This window comes from Pseudomonas sp. BO3-4 (assembly GCF_034044115.1).
Lineage (GTDB): Bacteria > Pseudomonadota > Gammaproteobacteria > Pseudomonadales > Pseudomonadaceae > Aquipseudomonas > Aquipseudomonas alloputida.
This window is the reverse complement of record NZ_CP139018.1, coordinates 2,377,634-2,395,270: the sequence shown is the minus strand read 5'-3', so window position 1 is coordinate 2,395,270 and position 17,637 is coordinate 2,377,634. Positions and strand designations below refer to the sequence as shown.

At 58.9% G+C, this 17,637-nt stretch carries 28 protein-coding genes and 1 pseudogene; 11 read left to right on the top strand and 18 right to left on the bottom strand.

From position 1 onward, the window contains the following. The 4 genes and pseudogenes from REH59_RS11065 to REH59_RS11050 form a co-directional block, all read right to left on the bottom strand. On the bottom strand, window positions 1-597 hold the full coding sequence (locus REH59_RS11065) for a hypothetical protein (RefSeq protein WP_014859817.1): 597 nt from the start codon (window positions 595-597) through the stop codon (window positions 1-3). Window positions 598-1,129: 532 nt separating this feature from the next. Beyond that, window positions 1,130-1,558 carry a proteasome subunit beta gene (locus REH59_RS11060; protein WP_014859816.1) on the bottom strand — a complete coding sequence of 143 codons (429 nt, stop codon included), beginning with the start codon at window positions 1,556-1,558 and terminating at the stop codon, window positions 1,130-1,132. Further along, a complete protein-coding gene (locus REH59_RS11055) occupies window positions 1,555-1,794 on the bottom strand; it encodes a hypothetical protein (protein WP_014859815.1) in 240 nt (79 codons plus the stop codon). The genes REH59_RS11060 and REH59_RS11055 overlap by 4 nt, the downstream gene beginning before the upstream one ends. Before the next feature lie 47 nt (window positions 1,795-1,841). Beyond that, window positions 1,842-2,072, bottom strand: a pseudogene (locus REH59_RS11050) (DUF7681 family protein). A 196-nt stretch (window positions 2,073-2,268) separates the two neighbouring features. Here REH59_RS11050 and REH59_RS11045 point away from each other — a divergent pair. Continuing rightward, window positions 2,269-2,505, top strand: coding sequence for a hypothetical protein (locus REH59_RS11045; RefSeq protein WP_012053004.1), 237 nt, complete (start codon window positions 2,269-2,271; stop codon window positions 2,503-2,505). A gap of 6 nt (window positions 2,506-2,511) precedes the next feature. Here the strand turns inward: REH59_RS11045 and REH59_RS11040 are convergent, their stop codons facing one another. From REH59_RS11040 to REH59_RS10975, 14 genes are all read right to left on the bottom strand, one after another. Then, on the bottom strand, window positions 2,512-2,781 hold the full coding sequence (locus tag REH59_RS11040) for a hypothetical protein (RefSeq protein ID WP_128573613.1): 270 nt from the start codon (window positions 2,779-2,781) through the stop codon (window positions 2,512-2,514). After that, on the bottom strand, window positions 2,781-3,092 hold the full coding sequence (locus tag REH59_RS11035) for a hypothetical protein (protein WP_014859812.1): 312 nt from the start codon (window positions 3,090-3,092) through the stop codon (window positions 2,781-2,783). Before REH59_RS11035 ends, REH59_RS11040 begins: the two co-directional genes overlap by 1 nt. Window positions 3,093-4,253: 1,161 nt before the next feature. Further along, entirely contained in the window at window positions 4,254-4,943 is a 690-nt protein-coding gene (locus REH59_RS11030; RefSeq protein ID WP_014859811.1) for a hypothetical protein, read from the bottom strand. Continuing rightward, on the bottom strand, window positions 4,940-5,086 hold the full coding sequence (locus REH59_RS11025) for a hypothetical protein (protein ID WP_014859810.1): 147 nt from the start codon (window positions 5,084-5,086) through the stop codon (window positions 4,940-4,942). The genes REH59_RS11030 and REH59_RS11025 overlap by 4 nt, the downstream gene beginning before the upstream one ends. Then, on the bottom strand, window positions 5,083-5,688 hold the full coding sequence (locus tag REH59_RS11020) for a recombination protein NinG (RefSeq protein WP_014859809.1): 606 nt from the start codon (window positions 5,686-5,688) through the stop codon (window positions 5,083-5,085). The genes REH59_RS11025 and REH59_RS11020 overlap by 4 nt, the downstream gene beginning before the upstream one ends. Next, window positions 5,685-6,155, bottom strand: coding sequence for a hypothetical protein (locus REH59_RS11015; protein ID WP_014859808.1), 471 nt, complete (start codon window positions 6,153-6,155; stop codon window positions 5,685-5,687). Before REH59_RS11015 ends, REH59_RS11020 begins: the two co-directional genes overlap by 4 nt. Then, a complete protein-coding gene (locus REH59_RS11010; protein ID WP_014859807.1) occupies window positions 6,152-6,307 on the bottom strand; it encodes a hypothetical protein in 156 nt (51 codons plus the stop codon). The genes REH59_RS11015 and REH59_RS11010 overlap by 4 nt, the downstream gene beginning before the upstream one ends. Further along, complete coding sequence (locus tag REH59_RS11005) at window positions 6,307-7,113, bottom strand: hypothetical protein (protein WP_014859806.1); 807 nt, start codon at window positions 7,111-7,113, stop codon at window positions 6,307-6,309. Before REH59_RS11005 ends, REH59_RS11010 begins: the two co-directional genes overlap by 1 nt. After that, a complete protein-coding gene (locus tag REH59_RS11000) occupies window positions 7,097-8,005 on the bottom strand; it encodes a helix-turn-helix domain-containing protein (protein WP_014859805.1) in 909 nt (302 codons plus the stop codon). Before REH59_RS11000 ends, REH59_RS11005 begins: the two co-directional genes overlap by 17 nt. Then, window positions 8,002-8,202, bottom strand: a complete 201-nt coding sequence (locus REH59_RS10995; RefSeq protein WP_014859804.1) for a hypothetical protein — start codon at window positions 8,200-8,202, stop codon at window positions 8,002-8,004. The genes REH59_RS11000 and REH59_RS10995 overlap by 4 nt, the downstream gene beginning before the upstream one ends. Then, the gene (locus tag REH59_RS10990; protein WP_014859803.1) at window positions 8,199-8,993 is read right to left on the bottom strand and encodes a Rha family transcriptional regulator; all 795 of its coding nucleotides are present in this window, start codon (window positions 8,991-8,993) and stop codon (window positions 8,199-8,201) included. The genes REH59_RS10995 and REH59_RS10990 overlap by 4 nt, the downstream gene beginning before the upstream one ends. Before the next feature lie 94 nt (window positions 8,994-9,087). Further along, a complete protein-coding gene (locus REH59_RS10985; RefSeq protein ID WP_128573611.1) occupies window positions 9,088-9,267 on the bottom strand; it encodes a hypothetical protein in 180 nt (59 codons plus the stop codon). Window positions 9,268-9,285: 18 nt separating this feature from the next. Next, entirely contained in the window at window positions 9,286-9,474 is a 189-nt protein-coding gene (locus REH59_RS10980) for a hypothetical protein (RefSeq protein ID WP_027919780.1), read from the bottom strand. Window positions 9,475-9,504: 30 nt separating this feature from the next. After that, window positions 9,505-9,720, bottom strand: coding sequence for a helix-turn-helix transcriptional regulator (locus tag REH59_RS10975; protein WP_004573831.1), 216 nt, complete (start codon window positions 9,718-9,720; stop codon window positions 9,505-9,507). Window positions 9,721-9,824: 104 nt separating this feature from the next. On the opposite strand from REH59_RS10975, the gene REH59_RS10970 reads away from it, so the two are divergent. The 10 genes from REH59_RS10970 (at window position 9,825) to REH59_RS10925 (ending at window position 17,517) form a co-directional block, all read left to right on the top strand. Then, window positions 9,825-10,631, top strand: coding sequence for an XRE family transcriptional regulator (locus tag REH59_RS10970; RefSeq protein WP_014859801.1), 807 nt, complete (start codon window positions 9,825-9,827; stop codon window positions 10,629-10,631). A 2-nt stretch (window positions 10,632-10,633) separates the two neighbouring features. Further along, window positions 10,634-10,909: a hypothetical protein gene (locus tag REH59_RS10965; RefSeq protein WP_128573610.1), complete on the top strand. Its 276-nt coding sequence runs from the start codon at window positions 10,634-10,636 to the stop codon at window positions 10,907-10,909. A gap of 276 nt (window positions 10,910-11,185) precedes the next feature. Continuing rightward, window positions 11,186-12,007: a lipopolysaccharide biosynthesis protein gene (locus tag REH59_RS10960; protein ID WP_245150117.1), complete on the top strand. Its 822-nt coding sequence runs from the start codon at window positions 11,186-11,188 to the stop codon at window positions 12,005-12,007. 1,208 nt (window positions 12,008-13,215) lie between these two features. Beyond that, window positions 13,216-13,632, top strand: a complete 417-nt coding sequence (locus REH59_RS10955) for a hypothetical protein (RefSeq protein ID WP_014859799.1) — start codon at window positions 13,216-13,218, stop codon at window positions 13,630-13,632. Continuing rightward, a complete protein-coding gene (locus REH59_RS10950; RefSeq protein WP_014859727.1) occupies window positions 13,629-13,823 on the top strand; it encodes a hypothetical protein in 195 nt (64 codons plus the stop codon). The genes REH59_RS10955 and REH59_RS10950 overlap by 4 nt, the downstream gene beginning before the upstream one ends. Beyond that, a complete protein-coding gene (locus tag REH59_RS10945) occupies window positions 13,820-14,041 on the top strand; it encodes a hypothetical protein (protein WP_014859798.1) in 222 nt (73 codons plus the stop codon). Before REH59_RS10950 ends, REH59_RS10945 begins: the two co-directional genes overlap by 4 nt. A gap of 444 nt (window positions 14,042-14,485) precedes the next feature. Beyond that, entirely contained in the window at window positions 14,486-15,610 is a 1,125-nt protein-coding gene (locus tag REH59_RS10940; protein ID WP_014859797.1) for a hypothetical protein, read from the top strand. 7 nt (window positions 15,611-15,617) lie between these two features. Continuing rightward, the gene (locus REH59_RS10935; protein ID WP_014859796.1) at window positions 15,618-16,376 is read left to right on the top strand and encodes an ERF family protein; all 759 of its coding nucleotides are present in this window, start codon (window positions 15,618-15,620) and stop codon (window positions 16,374-16,376) included. 3 nt (window positions 16,377-16,379) lie between these two features. Further along, window positions 16,380-16,997: a lambda exonuclease family protein gene (locus REH59_RS10930; RefSeq protein WP_014859795.1), complete on the top strand. Its 618-nt coding sequence runs from the start codon at window positions 16,380-16,382 to the stop codon at window positions 16,995-16,997. 7 nt (window positions 16,998-17,004) lie between these two features. Further along, window positions 17,005-17,517 carry a hypothetical protein gene (locus tag REH59_RS10925; RefSeq protein WP_014859794.1) on the top strand — a complete coding sequence of 171 codons (513 nt, stop codon included), beginning with the start codon at window positions 17,005-17,007 and terminating at the stop codon, window positions 17,515-17,517. Window positions 17,518-17,637: the final 120 nt, after the last annotated feature.

Here is a 17,637-nt window from a genome sequence, read left to right as displayed (position 1 = left end):
TCAGGCATCCTTCGATAGTTCATCCATCAGCTGCGACAGCTCGTCGGCGTCTTTCGACTGCTCCTTGTCGTCCAGGCCGAATGCAGTGCGCTCAAGCACCTGCAGATTCTTCATGGCCGAGGACAGCTGGAAAAGGGTTTTGGCGTTACTTGGCAAGGCGACCGCGGCGAGCATTGAGCTACGACGGAAACCGCTCTCATCGTCGGCAGTCTCGCGCTCGATCTCATCCTCGATGTCCTCGCGGCGCTTGATGGTGGTCAGCAGATCATCCATCAGCAGATTCGCAAGGTTCGCGGCTTTACGAATGTCGCGGCGGTGGCTGCGAACAACCGTCGCACCCTCTTCTGCCGCCTCCTCGATGATCTCGGCGTCACGCTCAGGGTTCGCGCATTGGTCTTCGCGAACCTCGCCGCGAACCAGCTTGTTGCGAACCTCTTTGCGGACCTGCTCGGAAAGGTCCCGCTCCCAGCCCAAGGCCTTGGCCTTCTTCCGGATAGCTGTGTCGCTCACCCCGTTGCGGTCAGCGATGGTACGGATGGAAAGCGCCCCGGCCCGGAAGGCTCGTTCGATCGCCTCCCAGTCGGGTTGCTTTGTCATGGAAAACCTACTGCTTGTAATGGTGGCTGGTTGCCGGTATTGGTGGGTGTCAATTCATTTAACCGCACGGAGAGCAAGATGCAGAAGAGATATCGAGTCGTACACGTTCCTCACGTGGAGCTGGTCGCCCTTCAGCCGGGGCAGCGCCCACCAAACATTCCAGTTGAACAGTTTTGCTTCCGCGTAGAGGACTCGCTGGCAGATGGAGATTACGTAGTAGGGGGTCCTTACTTCGATGAAGCGGAAGCTAAGGCCGCTTGCGACCTACTCAACGAGGACGACTAAATGCTGAACCTCGAACGCTCGACTCGAAAACTACTTGGGCTCCAGAGCGCACTCTGCTCGGACTCCGCCGGACAAGAGGTTTTCGTCGGGCTCAGTCGCCAGGAGTCAGAGAGGTACATTGAACTTTGGAGCGAAGCGACCGATGAGTTCATTGAGTTAGATAGAAAGCACAAACGAACGCTACACAAAATGGATGACCTATAGAAGGCTACGCGCTGCAGCGTGCCGCACTTACCCTGCGGCACAGCTACCCGCTTATCCGAAGCGCCCGAATCTTCCCACCGGTGCTGGTATCGCGCCTGGCTGCCATCTCAACGGCCTGCTCAGCGCTCGCCCCCATATCCATCGCAGCGAATGCGTATGGCGTGCCGCTGCCGATGGCGTAAGGACGATCAGGCTTGATTGGTGACTTCCACAGACCGGTATCGTCATCCACCGCCACCATCATCAGCTTGCCGCCATCAACGACGATTGCCGAGGCGTCGACCTTCCCCGATGGCGCGGTGCCGAAGTAGGCCCCGACCAATGCGTCATAGTCACAGAGGGCGCCCGACATGAAGAACTTCACCCCATCGCGCTCAATGCACTTGTCGCAGTCATCGTCGGTGATGAGGTCACCTCGGGTAACGCGGGAATCGTAGGCGATCACACCGTCCTTGTAGGCGATGGTCGTCATTCTGCCTGCTCCAGTCGCTGCCCAGAGATAACCTCGCCCAGGCTCAGCCCGTGACGGGTGCGGCCGGACTCGATTCCATCAGCCCGATCCTTTGCCACCATCGCGTCAGCAACCAGGTCGGCCTGCTGGCCGCTGGGGAACTCTCCAATCATCGAGGATGAGGCGCTGTCAGCGTCGGTGGCGTAGCGGCTCACGATGTAGCGGGAAACGGGACGAACCTGGTATTCGGTCTTCATGGGATATCTCCGGCCTGCGCACAGGCTGAGCGTGATGGGCAGGTGAATCAGGCGAACGGATTAGCCGGCTTGGCGATCGAGCGCACAAACCACATGAAGCCTTGCTGCAGGTTGGTCTTGGCCAGGGCCAAGGTACGCTGGTCCACGCCTTCGATCTGGCCGATTTGCTTGAACAGCTCACCGGCATCGGCCTCCAGGGCCTAGATTGAGTTCATACCGTCGATCTCGCTCTGAGTGAGGTCGCGGTAACCGGTGATCTTCTTGTGCTGGTTGTCCATGGTGGATCCTCTGGTGGTCGCGCCACGAAACGGCGCATCTTCATTTTGTGGCGGGGGGTTCAACCATTTGGCTCTAGCAAACCTGATAACCACTGGCGCTAGTGACACGGCACGCCATCGAATCGTCTCGATGAGTCATATTGTTGCTTCCACCTGCCGGACTAATACTTAGGCTTCTGCCTGGGGAGGCCGACACATGCAACCAAGATTCGTTATCGTTCCGGCTGTGCCTATCGAAGGTGAATCCTTCCGCATCGGCAACCGGTTCTACGCCGCCACAACTTCCGGCGGCTTCGATATCTACGACAATCAAGAGAAGGAGCGCCTTAAGCGCGGGTTTACCAATAAGTCGGACGCCGCGTCTGAATGCGAAAAAATGAACGCCGCGTCACGCAATCCCGAGGAACTGTTCCCGTTGCTGCGGACTGACTGAGCCGCCCTACCCCGGCTGGAACACATGGCCGCGCCGGGCAACGGCATACAGGATGATCCCCAGCTTGAGGATCACGCCGTACAGGGTGGGCACTTGCCCGCCCATGGCCAGGACGAACGAGCCAAACGCTCCAATGGCCACTAGGTAGAACGCGACGGCTAGCAGCGGATGGTCCATGGGCCGAATCCGGCGCAGGTAGTCGCATGCTGCGATCACCACCAGCACGCTCAGGAACGCATTCGTGCCGACCAGGACTGGAATCAGGGAAGAGCTCATCAGTTAGCCCCCTTGGCTCCGAACTGACTCACCACCGACTTCAGGACTGGGATGATGTTCATTGCCAGTAGGCCTATGAGAAAGGCCACGCCGTATTGGGTTTCTCCGCTGGCGCCAAGACTGAAGTAGCTGATGGCGAGAGGGGTGCAGAAGACTGCCGAAGCGAAGCCGGTGAAGAAGGCGGCGACCGCCTGACCGCGGGTGAGACCCCGCAGGAAGGTCAGCGAGAGGATCGCGCCCGCGAAGCCACCAATGATCACGCCGTACTTCACCAGCAGGACGCCGGCAGTCGTGCTTGCTGGTTCGGCCATGTTTTGTTCCTAAAAAAAGACCCGCTTGAGGCCCCGATCAGGCACAGGCTCTCGTGGAAAGCAGCGCTCAAAATTGGGGGCGGAACGAAAAAGCCCAGGTCATGGCCTGGGCTTTGAGATGACTAGTTTCAACGCTTTAGTGACGGGATAGAGGCCGCGTCTCACTTGCGTTGCAGCGGAAGCATTCCATTCTTTTGTGGGTATCAGTTCTCGACACCTCAGTCCAAGTGTGGCTTTCCTTCTTCACTTGGCTGAAACCACACCTAATGCACTTCTCCTTAATTTTGCAGAAGTCATCCATCCCCATCTCGGCAAAGCCTTCATGCTTCACCTTATTGTCTTCGTGCGCGCAGTGGACGCAATGGCGAATCATCGTGCATGTGTGGTGGTTCTTGTACGAGAAATCACCGTATTCATGCTTATGCTTGGTCAGGTGATCGAAACAATCGGGGCATGTTTTTTCGTACAAGCAAGCCGGGCCGCCGCTCGCCTTGGTGTAATCACCTCCGTGAATACCAACTCCGCATTTTGCCTTGAGCGCAAGCTCCTTGACCTTGTCGAAAAACCCCATCCTAGACTCCGAAAATTGTGGATCCATCTCCGGTGTGTCGTCAGGGATAGCAAAAACTTTAATCGGACAAGGCAAAATGCTATCGCACTTTTTGACAAGCTTTTTTAGGCCCTACTGAAGGGCCGGGCGAAGGTGCGGAGCAGCACATAACGAAATTGGAGCGGGCAGAGGGAATCGAACCCTTCTCTGCTCAGCTTGGAAGGCGGGCGGCAAACCTGCTGCTTGCCCGCTTTGTGTGGGTCTTTCCCCACCTGTCCGCCGAAGACCCTCCGACGCCAGCGCCCTACTGCACTGGTCTCGCCGGTCAGATCTCGCGCCACCCCGGAGCATGTGAGGTAAGGGTGCGCGGGCTGCCGGTGTTTTCCTGCATCGCGGCACTACCGGCTTATCCGCGTCCAGTTATCCCTTTCGGGCCACGCTGGCAGTGGGTCCCTGCACCAGAAACAGAAATCCCGGCACTGGGCCGGGACTCTTGAGGCCCTCATGGGGCCAATAAAAAACCCGGCGCAATGGCCGGGTTCTGCGTGTCACTCCTCAACACGCGCAGGAATGACAGGATGCAAGAATTTTGTTGCACCGTTGCAGAGTTGTCAAGCGGCATCTGCCATCAAAACGCCTTCCTCCTCCAAGATCTTGCTGGAGGCAGCCAAAGCCTCGGCGACCATATCGTCCAGCACCTTCTCAATCCCCTTCTTCCAGCGCCAGTACGTGGTCCGATTCAGGCCCTGGCCATCCCAGGTGTTGATGTCGTAGAACTCGGCCGGCAGCACGATCATGTCAGTGGAGCGCTTCACGTACTGCTCACGGCGCGCCTGGCCGGCATCCTCTGGCATCTCGCCTCCCTCCAGGCGCTTGACCACGCCTGCATGCAGCGAGTCGAATTCTGCACGCTCGCGGGCAGCACGCCTGGCCACCTCATTCCCCGAATACGCTTGCATTCCTTTCACGGGCGGGATGGCCCAGGCAGTGACCGCTTTGTAACGGAACAGGTTCGGCGCCTGGGTGGCGATCAGCGGGACCAGCTTTCCGATCGCATCCACCTTCTTGGCCTTGTGGGTGGAGAACCTTGCCGTCAGTGCATTCCAGTGCCGCGGGATCAGCTTGCTGTGTAGACGGGCGTGCACCCAACAATCCACCAGCAGGGCCGCATCCTTCCCGGTGATCTCACCCTTCAGCTTTGATGCCTGGACCTTCGGCTCGAAGTCCCCGCCACCCACGCCGCTCATGGTCTCTGCCGCAAGGGCGCGAACCACTGCCGCCAACACGCTCTGGTATTTCATGGTTTACCCCCTGCCTGCTTGGCCTTGCTCAAAATGAATTCTTCGTAACTGCGCTTGCGGCGCACTGCGCCAGCCCAAGACAACGCCACACCACCCACCACCATGAGGGTGGCCAAAATCAGGAATCCCCATGCTGGTGTCATGCTGCAGCCCTCCTCAGGTCTTTGAGCTTCTGCCTGTACAGGGCCTTGATGGCCTGCAGGTCTTCGATGGTCAGGCGCTGGGGCTTATGAGGCCCTTCCAGCCATTCAACCTGGTCGGCACCAATGCGCTTCACGAGACAGATCCGGTACTCGACAGCGTTGCCCGACAGGTTCCGGTTGCATTTCACACACTGGCGGTGCACGTTGAGCGGCTCGAAGCGCAGCTCTGGGCAGGCGCCGACCGACCGATAGTGGCCGGCGTCCCAGCGGCTACCGGTGATGAGGTCGTGGTCACTCGGGTTCGAATCGCAGCTGATGCACGGCAGACCGGCGTCGCGCTCGCGAATGTAGGCATTGAACGCGGTCTGCGCCTCGGCCATGTGCTCGCGGCGGGTCTTCAGCTTCTCCCGGCGCTCCTGCAGGTCCTGGCGGGCCTGCTTCGTGATTGCCTTGGCCGCAACCTTCTGCAGCTTCGGATCTTTGGCCATGACCTTGGCACATGCGATGCCGCACACCTTCTGCGTGGTCATTGTCGGCTTGAAGAGCTTGCCGCAACCTGGTGCCTTGCACTTCTTCGGCTTGATCTCCTTGGCCAATGTCATGCCGCCTCCTCACTCAGCAGGTCACCAAAGAACACGCCCTGCGGCGCGAACTCGGCCACGATCCGGTCGGTGTACTGGCAGCCCTGGGCGCGGTCGAACAACCGAGTCACCGGGAACCCATCCGGCCCGAACATGGCGCACGGCCCCATCAGGCGCAGCTTCACGTCGTAATCCAGGTGGATGAACGACTCAGCCCAGCCGGTGCGGAACTCGGCGCAACCGGCGCGCATGATCGGCACTCCCAGGTGCAGCTTGCAGTAGCGGCGCACGTCCTCGATGTCGCCCATCTCGGTGCTCTTGGCGATGCGTTCGTACATGGCAAACCACAGGGCGTTCTGGTCCAGGGTGCGGTCCTTACCCGGGCGTATGCTCACAACGACGAACTTCTTCTCGCGAAACAGCCGGGTCATCATGGTGATGGCCTCGGAGAGCTTGGCCTGGCTGTTGACGCTGATCTTCTCGGTCATGGCCTGGCTCTCCCGATGGTGCAGTTGTAGGTGGTGTTGCCGATGTAGAAGCCGCCGATACGATCGCAGTCGTTCTTGATGCTCTCGTGGGCGCCAACCCATCCGCCCAGTGCGCACAGCGCGAAGACGAAAGCCAGCCACAGGGAATTCATCACACCCCCTCCCCGGCCGGCTGCCCGGCGCGCTTGATGTTCAACTGAGCGACTGCGGCGCGTGTCTGCCGCTTGCGCAGGTAAGTATCGACTCGGCGGCGCTGGGATTCCTTGGCGCGCTCGCGATCCTTCTTGGCCTTGGCGGCGATGAGGATGCAGCGTACTTCGGCCAGCTTCTCGCGAACCTTGGGGCTGACCTTAGCGCGCACTTCGCCAGTGAGTAGGCCGGCGATGGCCTGGCCGTCATCGGTGATCGGTGCGATGCGCAGGTCGGCCAGGTACTTGGCACCCGTCTCGTGGGTAATGAGCTGGGCGCGGACGGCGGATTCAATAGCCGTTACCCGGCGGCCAGCGTCGTAGCCCAGCGACACCTCCCACTTGGCCGGCTGGTCCTCGGCGCGGGCGAAGCTGACCAAGCGCTCGTAGGCGCTCATGAACGCCATGCGGGCGCCGACCTTGTCGCCAGCCTCAAGGATCGGCCCGGAGGCGATCATCGCCTGGCGGACTTCAGTGGTGAGCACCACGGTCACGTGCTCATCACTGGCCGCCAGGGCGATCGACCAAGCCTCATCTTTCCCGGGGCGGCTATCAGCCGCGTGGACGTGCTTGAGGACCATGCCAAGCGAGAGGCGCCCGGCTGGCTCTCTGCGGCATGAACGCAGCGCGCCGATGATGGTGGCAGGGTCATAGGCCGAAAGGTCTTCAGCGATGAGCTGAGCGCCTCCGCCACTGATGGTCTGCCCCATTGCTTCAGCAGTTGCGCAGATTGCCTTTGCAAGATCAGCAATTTCAGCCAAGGAAAGCATTCCGCTGTCCTCCCTTGCCGTTCAGGATCGAATCAGCCGCTTCCTGGGCCGCGTTGATGTTGGCCTGGGTCTGCTCCAACTGCCGGGCAGTCGTGGCGTTCATCTGGCGATTGGTCACCCACTGTGTGTGGTAGGCCTCGGCCTTGGCCAGCAGGTCGCCCAGGTTGTGGCAGCCGTTGATCAAGCGCGCGTCGTTGACAGTCAGGAAGTACGCGGCCACATGGTGGGCAACGTCGATGCCGAGACGACTGATGAGTTGCCCAACCTGCCCGCCTGACTTGGCGTTCCACACTGGCCAGGCGTGGTAGCGCTTACGGTAAGCCATGGCGTAGTTCGCCCAGGCCTTGAACGTTTTGCAGTTCGAATCCTTCGGTCCTGGCATGTCAGCAGGAATTTCGCAGCGGGGTTGCTGAGCCGCGAACGGAATCACGATACCCTCCGCGACCATGGCTTCAGCCTGGGTCGAAACTGGTTCAATGACTGGTTCCTTTACTGATTCAAAAGAGTGACTGGTTCTGGGTGCAGCTCCTGCGCTACCCCCTAGTGAATCTGCTGCACTAGGGGGTGAACCTGCTGCACTACCCTGGTGAATCTGCTGCACTACCCCTAGTGAATCTGCTGCACCACTCAAGGTGAGGTAGTAGACGTTAGAGGAGTTACCCTTTGGCCCGCCCTTGCGAATCTCCTTGCGCAACAGGCCAGCACCGCACAGGGTGTTGATGTGGTTCATCACAGAGCGCTTGCTGATCTCGCACTGATCGGCGATGTGCTGATACGACGGCCAGCATTCGCCCTGGTCGCTCGCGTTGTCGGCCAGCTTGATTAGCACCAGCTTGCGCAGCGGATTACCGACCTTGGTCTTCATGGCCTTGACCATCAATTCCATGCTCATGACGGCTCGTTCCCTTCACGCATGGCATGCAGCTTGTCGCGCTTGATGATTTCGGTGCACTGCTGGTTCTTGTGAAAACACTCATCTGCCATCCCGCCTGGGTCCGACATGCAGCAATCGGCACACACCCAGCCACATTCGCCGCGGGCGGCTTGGTCGGTGCATTCGCGCAACGAAACCTTCACGAAGTCGCTCATGCTGCACCTCGCACGGCCTTGTCATGGGTGTGCAGGCCGTCCCAGTTCTTCTTCATGGGTAGCTCCCCGGCCAGGTACAGGTCGTAGAGGCGTGCTGCGCCTTTTCGGAGGAGAATCGGCGTATAGGCGATGAACGCCTCTTTGCCATGCGGCGTGATCTCGTTGTGGTGCTCGGTCATGTAGCGGTCGCGAGCATACGAAGTTACCCGCCAGCGGGTACCGGACCGCCCCTCAGTGAAAAGCCAGTTCTTATCCTTGAGGTAGCCGTTCACCTGCATGACGTTGACACCATTCAGCTGCTTGCAGAACTGCGCTGCCGTCTCGCCTTCCTTGAACAGGCTCTCCAGGTGGTCGATCTTTTTGGCCTGGGCCTCGACCTGGACCGTGAGCAGCACGCGGGCCTGCTCCGACTCCAGGGCCATCTGGAGGATTTCCAGCTTGCTCAAGTCGGCCGGTGCCGCCGGCGTGGCTTGGTCTTCGAGTTCGCGCCAGCGTTTAATAACCGCCATGCGCATAGCGGCGCTGTAGCCGGTAAGCAGGCAGTCGGTGTGCTCACGGTCCAGGCAATACTCGCGCCGAGCCCGGTTTTGCGAGTCGAAATAGATCTGTCCAAAGTTGGACGCATCTTCTTTCAGGTCGCCAAGCATCTTCTCGATGTCGCGCTTTACGTGCTGATGCTGCTTTCCAGTCAGTTCAGCGATTTCGCGCGACGACATCGTGCGCGCTACGAAATCGTGGTTCGCATTTTGTGGCGCGACCCTTTGCAAGGCCTGTACAATTTGGGTCTGCATATGCATAATCCCCTTCAAAGATTTGTGTTTCGCAGAGAGCCGGGCCGCGAACCCGGCTTTTTTGTGCCCGCGATTCGGGCTTATCAGGGCCTGTTCAGGCCTTTCGATGAAACGGGGTCACGACTCCTCGCGGGTTGCGAGGCTTGGTTCGGTTGGCCAGTTCTCGACGGATCAGCTCAGCTGCCAGCGCCTCAGGGCTTACACCCCTTCTCATCGCCTCTTTCTCCAACTGCTCCATCTGCCTCTGGTCCAATCCGATTTCTTCAATCGGCATGGGGCCTCCTAAGGGCCTTCAGGCCACGTGCTGATCGCCGGTATTCTCCGAAGCCAAGGCAGCCAGCTGAGCCTCAAGCAGCTCACGGCAGAGCACAGCGCGCTGAGTGCGATGAAACTTTGCCAGCGCCTGGATCAGTTCAAAGGTGTCCTCATCGACCCGGACCTTGATCTCACGGTCATGCAGATGCTTGGGGTTGGCGTACATGCGGTGATGGCTCCTTGCAATTGGAAATGGTTAGGCGGCGACTTGCGCAGGCGGAAACGCATCGTCCAGGGCACAACTGGCACCGAGGACGTTCAGCGCTTCCACAATGAGTCGCGCCTCTTGCAGCCCTGGGTTACGCAGGCCTGATTCGTAGTTGGCCAGGCGGGACTGATTCCAGCCGAGCTGACGGCGCAGCGCTGCCTGGGTAACGCCAGCCCTTTCGCGAATCGTTCGGACTTGGTTCATACGGTCTTCCTCCACTGATGACCGAAGGATAAAACACGTTTCGTGTTAATTGCAAACACAATAAGTGAAAGCCGGTCATTTCATTTCGTGATGAAATCCCGCGCATGAATGAATCATTGAGCCAGCGCATCAAGCGTCTGAGAAAAGCGACGGGAATGTCCCAGGCCCAACTGGCAGAGGCCTGTGGCTGGAAGTCGCAATCTCGGGTCGGGAATTACGAGGCAGGTACGAGAGAGCCGACCTTGGCGGACATCGCGGCCATGGCATCAGCCCTGGGCGTCGACCAGTCCGAGCTACTGCTTAATCAGCCTGTCGTCGAGGCTCTTGCCACAACAGCACGAAGCACGACCGACTTGGTTAAGCTGATGCTTGCCAAAAGTGGCAAGGGCATTCCGGAAGAAGCCCGCCAGCGCTTGATAGCCGCGGCTGAGGATTTTTCCTCCTCTGGCGTCGTGCCTGAGGACATAAAGCGCCCTGGCCTAGTCGGAGATGAGGTCCGGATCGCCCACTACGATATCCGCGCAGCAATGGGTGGCGGCCAGCTCCCGCACGACTATCCGGAAATGCTCAAGGACATTCGCGTCAGCCCCAGCCACCTGCGGGAAATCGGCGTTGAGTTTGAGGAGCACTACCACCTGAAAGTGGTCACCGGCTGGGGCCAGTCGATGGAGCCCACCATCAAACACCGCGACCCGCTAATCGTGAACATCAACGTACGCGAGTTCGTTGGCGACGGGATCTACCTCTTCGTCTGGGATGACCTGCTCTACATCAAGCGCCTGCAGGTTGCTGATGAGGAACACTATGAAATGATTTCGGACAACCCGCGGCACAAGGATCGGATGATCCGCCGGGACATGACCTACATCCAAGCCCGCGTTCTGTTGGTTTGGAATGCTCATCTGGTGTAGCCATGTCACTAACCAAGCCCAACCAAGAACTCCGCCGCGACCTCCAAGGGTTGGCCTCTGATCTCAAGTGGTCAGTGGTTGAGCTAAAACGGATTGCTGAGCGTATCAGCCTGTCCGGTAATGATGCTGATGCTCAAGCCTTACTGAGGATGTGCCGATCTTTTAAGGACGGCGAGGAAAGGCTCACCGGATATGCAGAGGAAACCCATCTGGGGCTTATCGTCCGCGTCAAGAATCCTTGCGAGGCGTTAGGATCGACCGAAATAGTAACGAGGTAAAGAAAGTAAGCGTCAGTCTAGTCCCCCGCACGAAAAATGAGAGCGGTGGCGACGGTAGTCGCCAAGATGTCACCAACACATGGAGTGCACTATGAGACTCACTAGTATCAACTCGGCCGCAAGTCTCGCGGCCCCCTATCTAAAAACGCCGCCCAAATCTGGCTCTTTTAATTAAGCTGCGCCCACACACCGAGAATCCACACTAAAATTATTGGATTCATGGAATAATAATGCCTAAATTGGTCAGTTTACCGTCAACAGGATGTATGAGTCACAATGGAAATGGCAATTGCTAATCAAGAGGGTACTAGTCCCCGGGTTAAAAATTTCGAATCGTGCCGTAAAATAGCGCAAGGCCCGGTTTTTATAATTGCATCCGGAAAATCAGCAAAGGACTTTCCCTTAGAGCAATTTTCAGATATACCAATTATAACAATGAACGGCGCCATTGCAATGTTCGCAGGCTCCGATATTAAGCCTTTTTTCTATGTCTGCTCGGATACTAGTTTTCGCCTGCAACAACCTCACCTCTATGAAATGGCGATCCAGCGCTCAAAGCGAATAGCCATATGGAAAACCGAGGCGGAAAAGCTAGCAAAGCCTCCATCAGGAGAAATTTTTTTTCTTGAGAAAGCACCTGAGCTTCCGCTCATGCAAGCAATTTTTAAACGCGAAAATCATCATGCGCGTAGCTGGGCACTCTGGAGTAAACGAGGACGCTCCATAGGCTTCAGCAAAAATATGGAGTACGGCTATTTTGATGCGAGAACCATTGCATATGTAGCACTCCAGATTGCATATCATTTAGGATTCTCAAAGGTTTTTCTTGTTGGTGTTGATCTGAACCAGTCCGCCGGAAGATTCTACGAGAATGGTGCATCAGTCATATCACCTTGCGGCTTAGACAAGCACTTTGAACAGCGAATTTTACCGTCATTAAAGTTGATGTCCTCTGACGTGGTAAACGAAGAATTCAAGGTGTACAACCTTTCGCCAACTTCAAGAATCCCAAAGTCTATCATCCCGAAACTTTCTATCTCACAGGCTCGCGAAATGATAGACACTGACCTAACATCAGCATCTAAGCAGATACTTTAGGACAAATTCGCAAGGTTGAACATGCCCGATACTGCATGATCGAAAGGTAAAAGTCGAAGCTTGATCGCTCTGCACCCTCTCAGCGAAATTTACTAAAGCTTCCAGCAAGCCCGCACAGTGCGGGCTTTTTTGTACCATTTAGAATAGCGCTTCTTATTCCAGTACTTCGAATTCGTCAAAAGGAAGCTTGTAGTAATCATCGCGCTGCATTTCCCACTCGATTTGACGCCAACATCGTCATCTCAAGGCCGCCAGTTACGGTCAGCAGTCCAACCACCTCCTCCCACTCCATGTGTCGTCAAGGCAATAAATTATGACTCCCCGGTGAGCTTGGGCGCTCGGGTGGTTGATTGTCGACTAGACGCGTAGGCCCTGCCGGCCTCGAGAAAATAAACACATTTTGTGTTGACGCATAAAACACGATGCGTGATATTTGCCTCAACACGCAGTCACTCACCAGGGACTGCAGAGGCCCACACCGGCCGCCGCTCTTTCACATTATGAGAACCTCGCGGATCGATCCCGGCAACGGCACAGCGCGAGCAATAAATTCGATCCCCATGCCAGCTCTGGAACTGGCCAGCTCGAAGCCATGCGGCGCGCTCCCTCACTGAAAGCGTCAAGCGGGCCAAGGGTTGCGCTGCAACCGCTCCCTGCCGGGATGCCCTCAGAACGGGCGTCGGTGCCTGGCACAGTGCGAGCAGCGAGGAAACACAGATTTCACTGGCTGGCCTTGGCGACAGGGCCAGACGGGAAATCGAGTGCTCACGCGGCGTCGCGAAGGTAAGTGAGTCAAAAATATTGAATCCAACAGTTGCCTACTGGGTCAGGATTTATGAACGCAGTAAATCTGACGAGGTAACAGCAATGACTATCGAAGCAGAGACACTCGCTCAACTTACCGAAGCGCTCCAGAAGCGCGGTATGTTCCTAGTTTCAGACGTCGCATTTACCAGAGCGCCGTACCGACATAACCACCGCTGGATCTGCATCGTAGAGTGAAAATTCTTATTGCCGGCGGCTCAGAGTAGGCCTCTACCGCCGGCTCCTCTTCTGATTCATCCCACATTCAGCAAGACCCGTTTCTTTCCTATCCCCTTCCCAACATTCGACCGCACTGGCAGGCGCCAGGCCACCTTTCACGGTGAGTTTGGTCACCCGCGCCTGGCTCCTGGCCAATGCGGCCGCATTACCACCAGGAGGACGCCATGGGCGCACTTCGAGCAGCTCAGTTTGAGTACGACAACCGGATGCCGCCAGCAGTGAGCGAAGTAGCTGACGCGGAATCCACTTGGATCGACGACGGCATCGCCGAGCTGATGGCGCGCCGCGACGTAGTGTTCCAGCGCCGGATGCGCCCGAAGCAGGGTGTCACCTATGAGCGCTTCGCCCAGGCGGTGGATGAGTTCGTTATGGGGCAGCTGGGCCAGTCGGATATCAGCAACTCAGTGTTGGGCCGCTTGGTCTTAGCGGCGTGCTGCAAGGTCATCAGCGATGCCGCAGCGGCAGCCGACGAGATCCTGAGCGTAGCCAACCCTGAGTCGGCGCTGGAAGAGATCGCCCGCCAGCTGCTCACCCCCTTCGCCAAAGAAGGAGTGCTGGCCCAGGCCGAGGAGGCTCAATGAAAAGCCCTCACGTACTGATCGACGAAGAGCTTGAGGCCATGGCTCACCCGGAGACGCCACTGTCCTGGCAGGCCATGGTCCTCAAGCTCCTCACTGAAATGCTGGCCGACCAGCGCATCACCATCGAAGAGTTCAACCACTACTGCGGGCGCCTCAACAAGATCGTTGATGGGCGCAAGGAGGTTGCATGACCACGCAAATCGTTCAAACGCTCATCGACGAGCAGATCGCCGAACTGCCCGAGGCTCAGGCCATGCCGGCCGACCGGGTGCTGATGCTGTTCAAGGGCCCGACTCTGTTCGACGCCAAGAAAGCCGCTGCCGACGCTTTCATCGAAAACCCCGAGGCAGTAAGCCGCAGCTGGTGGATGTGTGGCGAGTGGACCGTAGGATATGAGGTCCGCGTATGAGGAACCGATTCCAAGGCACCTGCTACCGCTGCGGCGGTCACGTGGCCAAGGGCGCCGGCCACTTCGAGCGCTATCAAGGCGGCTGACGAACCCAGCATGCTGACTGCGCAATCAAGGCGCGCGAGGAAAAGCTGAGGGCTCTTCAACAATGACCAGCTACCAGCGGGCCCGCCGCATCGCGGCTTGGCGCGGCTCCTTCTCCATGCTCTTCGCCTGCACATTCTTCATGCTCGCCAGCGCCCTCGCTGGCTGCATTACCTGCTGACGCAAGACGCCCGAGTACGGCGGGCCCCTTCGGGGGATAACCGTGCCCGCAAGGGAGCGTAAGCCGGCAAGAGCGCGCAACCATCACCGACAGCCAGGGCGTTCGGCCTTACATCACGGGCGTGACCTGGCATTTCCCCTATTCCTACTGACGGCGCCGGCCTGGCGCGAGGTGTACCAATGTCCGCACAACAGAAACTGATCAAGATCGAAGAGATCAGCGAGGCGAACGCCCCGGCCATCTACGTGGCCGGCGGCCTTCAGCAATTCATCAACCTGGTAAAGGGTGAGGTCGAAGGCGAAGTGCCCGATCTGACCACCCGCAAGGGCCGCGAGCGCATCGCCAGCCTGGCCGCGAAGGTCAGCAAGTCGAAGACCGCTGTCGAGAAGCCTGGCCGCGACTACCTGCGCCGGCTCAAGGAAATGCCGAAGGTCGTTGAGGCCGAGCTGCGCGAGTTCGTGACCAAAATGGACGCGCTACGGGACGAGACGCGCCGGCCGCTCACCGAGTGGGAAACCGCCGAGGATGCTCGGATCGACCGCCACAACGACGCAATCAACCGTATGAAGGACCTGGCCGCCGAGCTTGGCACCTTGGATGCCGAGCAACTGCAGGCGCGCCTCAGCGAGCTCTCCGCGTTCCAGTTGGGCGAAGCGTGGGAGGAATTCGAGGCTGAGGCAGCTCGGACCAAAGAGGCTTCTCTGAATGCATTGCAGGCCGCCCTGGTCGCCCGCCAGAAGCACGACGCCGAACAGGCCGAACTGGCCCGCCTGCGCCGCGAGGCAGAAGAGCGCGCCGAGCAGGACCGCATCCGAGCGGCACAGGAGGCCGCAGTAGAGGCCGAGCGTCAGCGTGTGGCCCAAGAGCAGCAGGCAGCGCGTGAAGCCGCAGCCCGCCGCGAGCAGGAACTGCTCGACCAGGCTGCCGCACAAGAGCGCGAAGCCGAGAACCAGCGCCTGCAACTCAAGCTGCAGGCCGAGCAAGCCGAGCGCGCTCGCATTCAGGCCGAGGCCGACCGCGTTGCGGCCGAGCAGCGAATGGAGCAGGAGCGCCAGGACGCCGCTCGACGGCAAGAGGAGGCAGCCGAGCAGGCGCGCCTGGAAGAACGCCGCCGGGCCGATGCTGCGGCCGCTGAGATCCTCCGCCAGCAAGAGGCCCGCGAGCGCGACCAAGCCCACAAGGCAAAGGTCATGGGCGAGGCCAAAACAGCGTTGATGTCACTGAACATCACCGAGGAGCTGGCCAGGGCCATCGTTCTCAAGATCGCCCGCCGCGAAGTCCCGAACATCACCATCAACTTCTGAGGTCGCCATGAGCCAAGTAGCCAGGGTCGAAACCCATTCCCAGCCACAGGCTGTAGCCGCCGAGTCGGCGACCATCCTGCAGATCATCCAGCAAGTCGCAATGTCCCCCAATGCAGACATCGACAAGATGGAGCGATTGATGGCGATGCACCGCCAGCACCAAGCACAACAGGCGCAGCAAGCGTTCGATGCCGCGCTAGCCGCCATGCAGGAAGAGCTTCCGGTTATCCGTGAGCGCGGCGCAATCAAGGACAAGTACAAGAACGTCCAATCTACCTACGCCCTATGGGAGGACATCAACGAAGAGTTGAAGCCCATCCTGGCGAAGCACGGCTTTGCTCTCACCTTCCGAATTCCACGCACCGACAAAGGCATCGAGGTTGAGGGCGTGCTTAGTCATCGAGACGGCCACAGGGAAACCACATCAATCCTCCTGCCAGCCGATGCTACCGGCAGCAAGAATGCCGTCCAGGCCGTTGCCAGTTCTGTCAGCTACGGGAAGCGCTACACGGCCGGCGCTCTTCTGAACTTCACCACTACTGGCGAAGACGATGACGGCCAAGGAGCCGTACCGATGCAAGTGCCTGATGAGCCGGTCATCACACCGCGCCAAGCCGCCCAACTCGATGGGCTGCTGAAAAAATGCAGCCAAGTCCTGGTCGACAACTTCACCGCCAAGTACGGCTGCGCTGCCAACGTCTACAAATCCGAGTTCGACGTTGTGCTCGCTCGCCTCACCAAGTCGGCCAGCCGGCCGCAGGAGTAAACCATGCAGATCATCTCAGATGTCGAACAAGGCACTCAGGCCTGGCTAGACCTGCGCCTGGGCATCATCACCTGCAGTGAACTGGACTGCCTGCTCGTGAACGGCAAGGGTGAAGCCGGCTTCGGCGCCGGCGCATTCACCTACATGAACACGCTGATCGGCGAACGTATCACCGGCGAAGCGGCCGATCCGTTCAGTGGCAATCGGCATACCGAGCGAGGCCATGAGCTGGAAGGCGTTGCTCGCAACCTCTACCGCGACAGCGAGGAGGTCGAAACGACCGAGGTCGGAATAATACTCAACCACGGAATGGGCTACTCGCCGGACGCCCTGGTAGGCGACAAGGGCCTGACCGAGATCAAGACCAAGCTGCCGAAGCTGCAGGTGGACGTGATCCTGGGCGGCGAGATCCCGAAAGAGCACGTTGCCCAGTGCCAGGGCGGCCTGTGGGTATCGGAGCGCGAGTGGATCGACTTTATCTGCTACTGGCCGGGCATGCCTCTGTTCGTGAAGCGCGCCTACCGTGACGAGGCGATGATCCGCAAGCTGTCCGAGCGCGTGAAGACCTTCTACGAAATCCTCGACGAGCGCATGAATCGCGTGCTCGGAATCGCTGCATGAGGTGACCATGAACCAATCAATCGACCTGGAGGCCGCTAAAGCGGCCTTCTTCTCGTCTGGCGGCCGGATCATTGTGCTGGAGGGGTTCCAGTACGTGCCATTCCGGCAGCGCCATCACCCTGAGCCGAAGCCGAAGCGGGTCAAGCCAGTCAAGCAGGAGCGCGGCGGCGAGCGTAAAAGCCGCGCCAAGGCGCGCACAGCTCAGGTAGAAGAGCTCGCCAAGACCATGACCTGTGGCGAGGTCGCAAAGCTCCTGGGCGAAACCAAGACCGCTCTCTGGGGCGTAGCAGCGCGGGGAGGATTCAGGTTCTTCACTCCACCGAAGCCGGACAGACCGACGAAGGTAAAGGCCGAACCGAGCCAGGAGGATCGTGAACTCGCCGACAAGATCATTGCCCTGCGTGATGCCGGCAAGTCCCGGTGGGGCGTGACTTTGGAGCTGGGCATCGGTAACTGCAGGTTCGCGCGCATCATTGCCGAGTTCGACATTGACTTCCCGCTCCAGCGGAATCGAGGGTAGGCCATGATCGCCACGATGTCGCAACCTGTGCCCGCCGTGAAGTACGCGGCGGCCATGGCCAGATCCACTGGTCAGCCTTGGGGCGTATACCGAGGAAACAAGCGTCTACTGGTGGTTATG

What these genes read in the sequence shown, in the direction of transcription:
- REH59_RS11065 (WP_014859817.1), bottom strand. Translation starts at nt 597, where the DNA reads ATGACAAAGCAACCCGACTGGGAGGCGATCGAACGAGCCTTCCGGGCC.
- REH59_RS11060 (WP_014859816.1), bottom strand. Translation starts at nt 1,558, where the DNA reads ATGACGACCATCGCCTACAAGGACGGTGTGATCGCCTACGATTCCCGC.
- REH59_RS11055 (WP_014859815.1), bottom strand. Translation starts at nt 1,794, where the DNA reads ATGAAGACCGAATACCAGGTTCGTCCCGTTTCCCGCTACATCGTGAGC.
- REH59_RS11045 (WP_012053004.1), top strand. Translation starts at nt 2,269, where the DNA reads ATGCAACCAAGATTCGTTATCGTTCCGGCTGTGCCTATCGAAGGTGAA.
- REH59_RS11040 (WP_128573613.1), bottom strand. Translation starts at nt 2,781, where the DNA reads ATGAGCTCTTCCCTGATTCCAGTCCTGGTCGGCACGAATGCGTTCCTG.
- REH59_RS11035 (WP_014859812.1), bottom strand. Translation starts at nt 3,092, where the DNA reads ATGGCCGAACCAGCAAGCACGACTGCCGGCGTCCTGCTGGTGAAGTAC.
- REH59_RS11030 (WP_014859811.1), bottom strand. Translation starts at nt 4,943, where the DNA reads ATGAAATACCAGAGCGTGTTGGCGGCAGTGGTTCGCGCCCTTGCGGCA.
- REH59_RS11025 (WP_014859810.1), bottom strand. Translation starts at nt 5,086, where the DNA reads ATGACACCAGCATGGGGATTCCTGATTTTGGCCACCCTCATGGTGGTG.
- REH59_RS11020 (WP_014859809.1), bottom strand. Translation starts at nt 5,688, where the DNA reads ATGACATTGGCCAAGGAGATCAAGCCGAAGAAGTGCAAGGCACCAGGT.
- REH59_RS11015 (WP_014859808.1), bottom strand. Translation starts at nt 6,155, where the DNA reads ATGACCGAGAAGATCAGCGTCAACAGCCAGGCCAAGCTCTCCGAGGCC.
- REH59_RS11010 (WP_014859807.1), bottom strand. Translation starts at nt 6,307, where the DNA reads ATGAATTCCCTGTGGCTGGCTTTCGTCTTCGCGCTGTGCGCACTGGGC.
- REH59_RS11005 (WP_014859806.1), bottom strand. Translation starts at nt 7,113, where the DNA reads ATGCTTTCCTTGGCTGAAATTGCTGATCTTGCAAAGGCAATCTGCGCA.
- REH59_RS11000 (WP_014859805.1), bottom strand. Translation starts at nt 8,005, where the DNA reads ATGAGCATGGAATTGATGGTCAAGGCCATGAAGACCAAGGTCGGTAAT.
- REH59_RS10995 (WP_014859804.1), bottom strand. Translation starts at nt 8,202, where the DNA reads ATGAGCGACTTCGTGAAGGTTTCGTTGCGCGAATGCACCGACCAAGCC.
- REH59_RS10990 (WP_014859803.1), bottom strand. Translation starts at nt 8,993, where the DNA reads ATGCAGACCCAAATTGTACAGGCCTTGCAAAGGGTCGCGCCACAAAAT.
- REH59_RS10985 (WP_128573611.1), bottom strand. Translation starts at nt 9,267, where the DNA reads ATGCCGATTGAAGAAATCGGATTGGACCAGAGGCAGATGGAGCAGTTG.
- REH59_RS10980 (WP_027919780.1), bottom strand. Translation starts at nt 9,474, where the DNA reads ATGTACGCCAACCCCAAGCATCTGCATGACCGTGAGATCAAGGTCCGG.
- REH59_RS10975 (WP_004573831.1), bottom strand. Translation starts at nt 9,720, where the DNA reads ATGAACCAAGTCCGAACGATTCGCGAAAGGGCTGGCGTTACCCAGGCA.
- REH59_RS10970 (WP_014859801.1), top strand. Translation starts at nt 9,825, where the DNA reads ATGAATGAATCATTGAGCCAGCGCATCAAGCGTCTGAGAAAAGCGACG.
- REH59_RS10965 (WP_128573610.1), top strand. Translation starts at nt 10,634, where the DNA reads ATGTCACTAACCAAGCCCAACCAAGAACTCCGCCGCGACCTCCAAGGG.
- REH59_RS10960 (WP_245150117.1), top strand. Translation starts at nt 11,186, where the DNA reads ATGGAAATGGCAATTGCTAATCAAGAGGGTACTAGTCCCCGGGTTAAA.
- REH59_RS10955 (WP_014859799.1), top strand. Translation starts at nt 13,216, where the DNA reads ATGGGCGCACTTCGAGCAGCTCAGTTTGAGTACGACAACCGGATGCCG.
- REH59_RS10950 (WP_014859727.1), top strand. Translation starts at nt 13,629, where the DNA reads ATGAAAAGCCCTCACGTACTGATCGACGAAGAGCTTGAGGCCATGGCT.
- REH59_RS10945 (WP_014859798.1), top strand. Translation starts at nt 13,820, where the DNA reads ATGACCACGCAAATCGTTCAAACGCTCATCGACGAGCAGATCGCCGAA.
- REH59_RS10940 (WP_014859797.1), top strand. Translation starts at nt 14,486, where the DNA reads ATGTCCGCACAACAGAAACTGATCAAGATCGAAGAGATCAGCGAGGCG.
- REH59_RS10935 (WP_014859796.1), top strand. Translation starts at nt 15,618, where the DNA reads ATGAGCCAAGTAGCCAGGGTCGAAACCCATTCCCAGCCACAGGCTGTA.
- REH59_RS10930 (WP_014859795.1), top strand. Translation starts at nt 16,380, where the DNA reads ATGCAGATCATCTCAGATGTCGAACAAGGCACTCAGGCCTGGCTAGAC.
- REH59_RS10925 (WP_014859794.1), top strand. Translation starts at nt 17,005, where the DNA reads ATGAACCAATCAATCGACCTGGAGGCCGCTAAAGCGGCCTTCTTCTCG.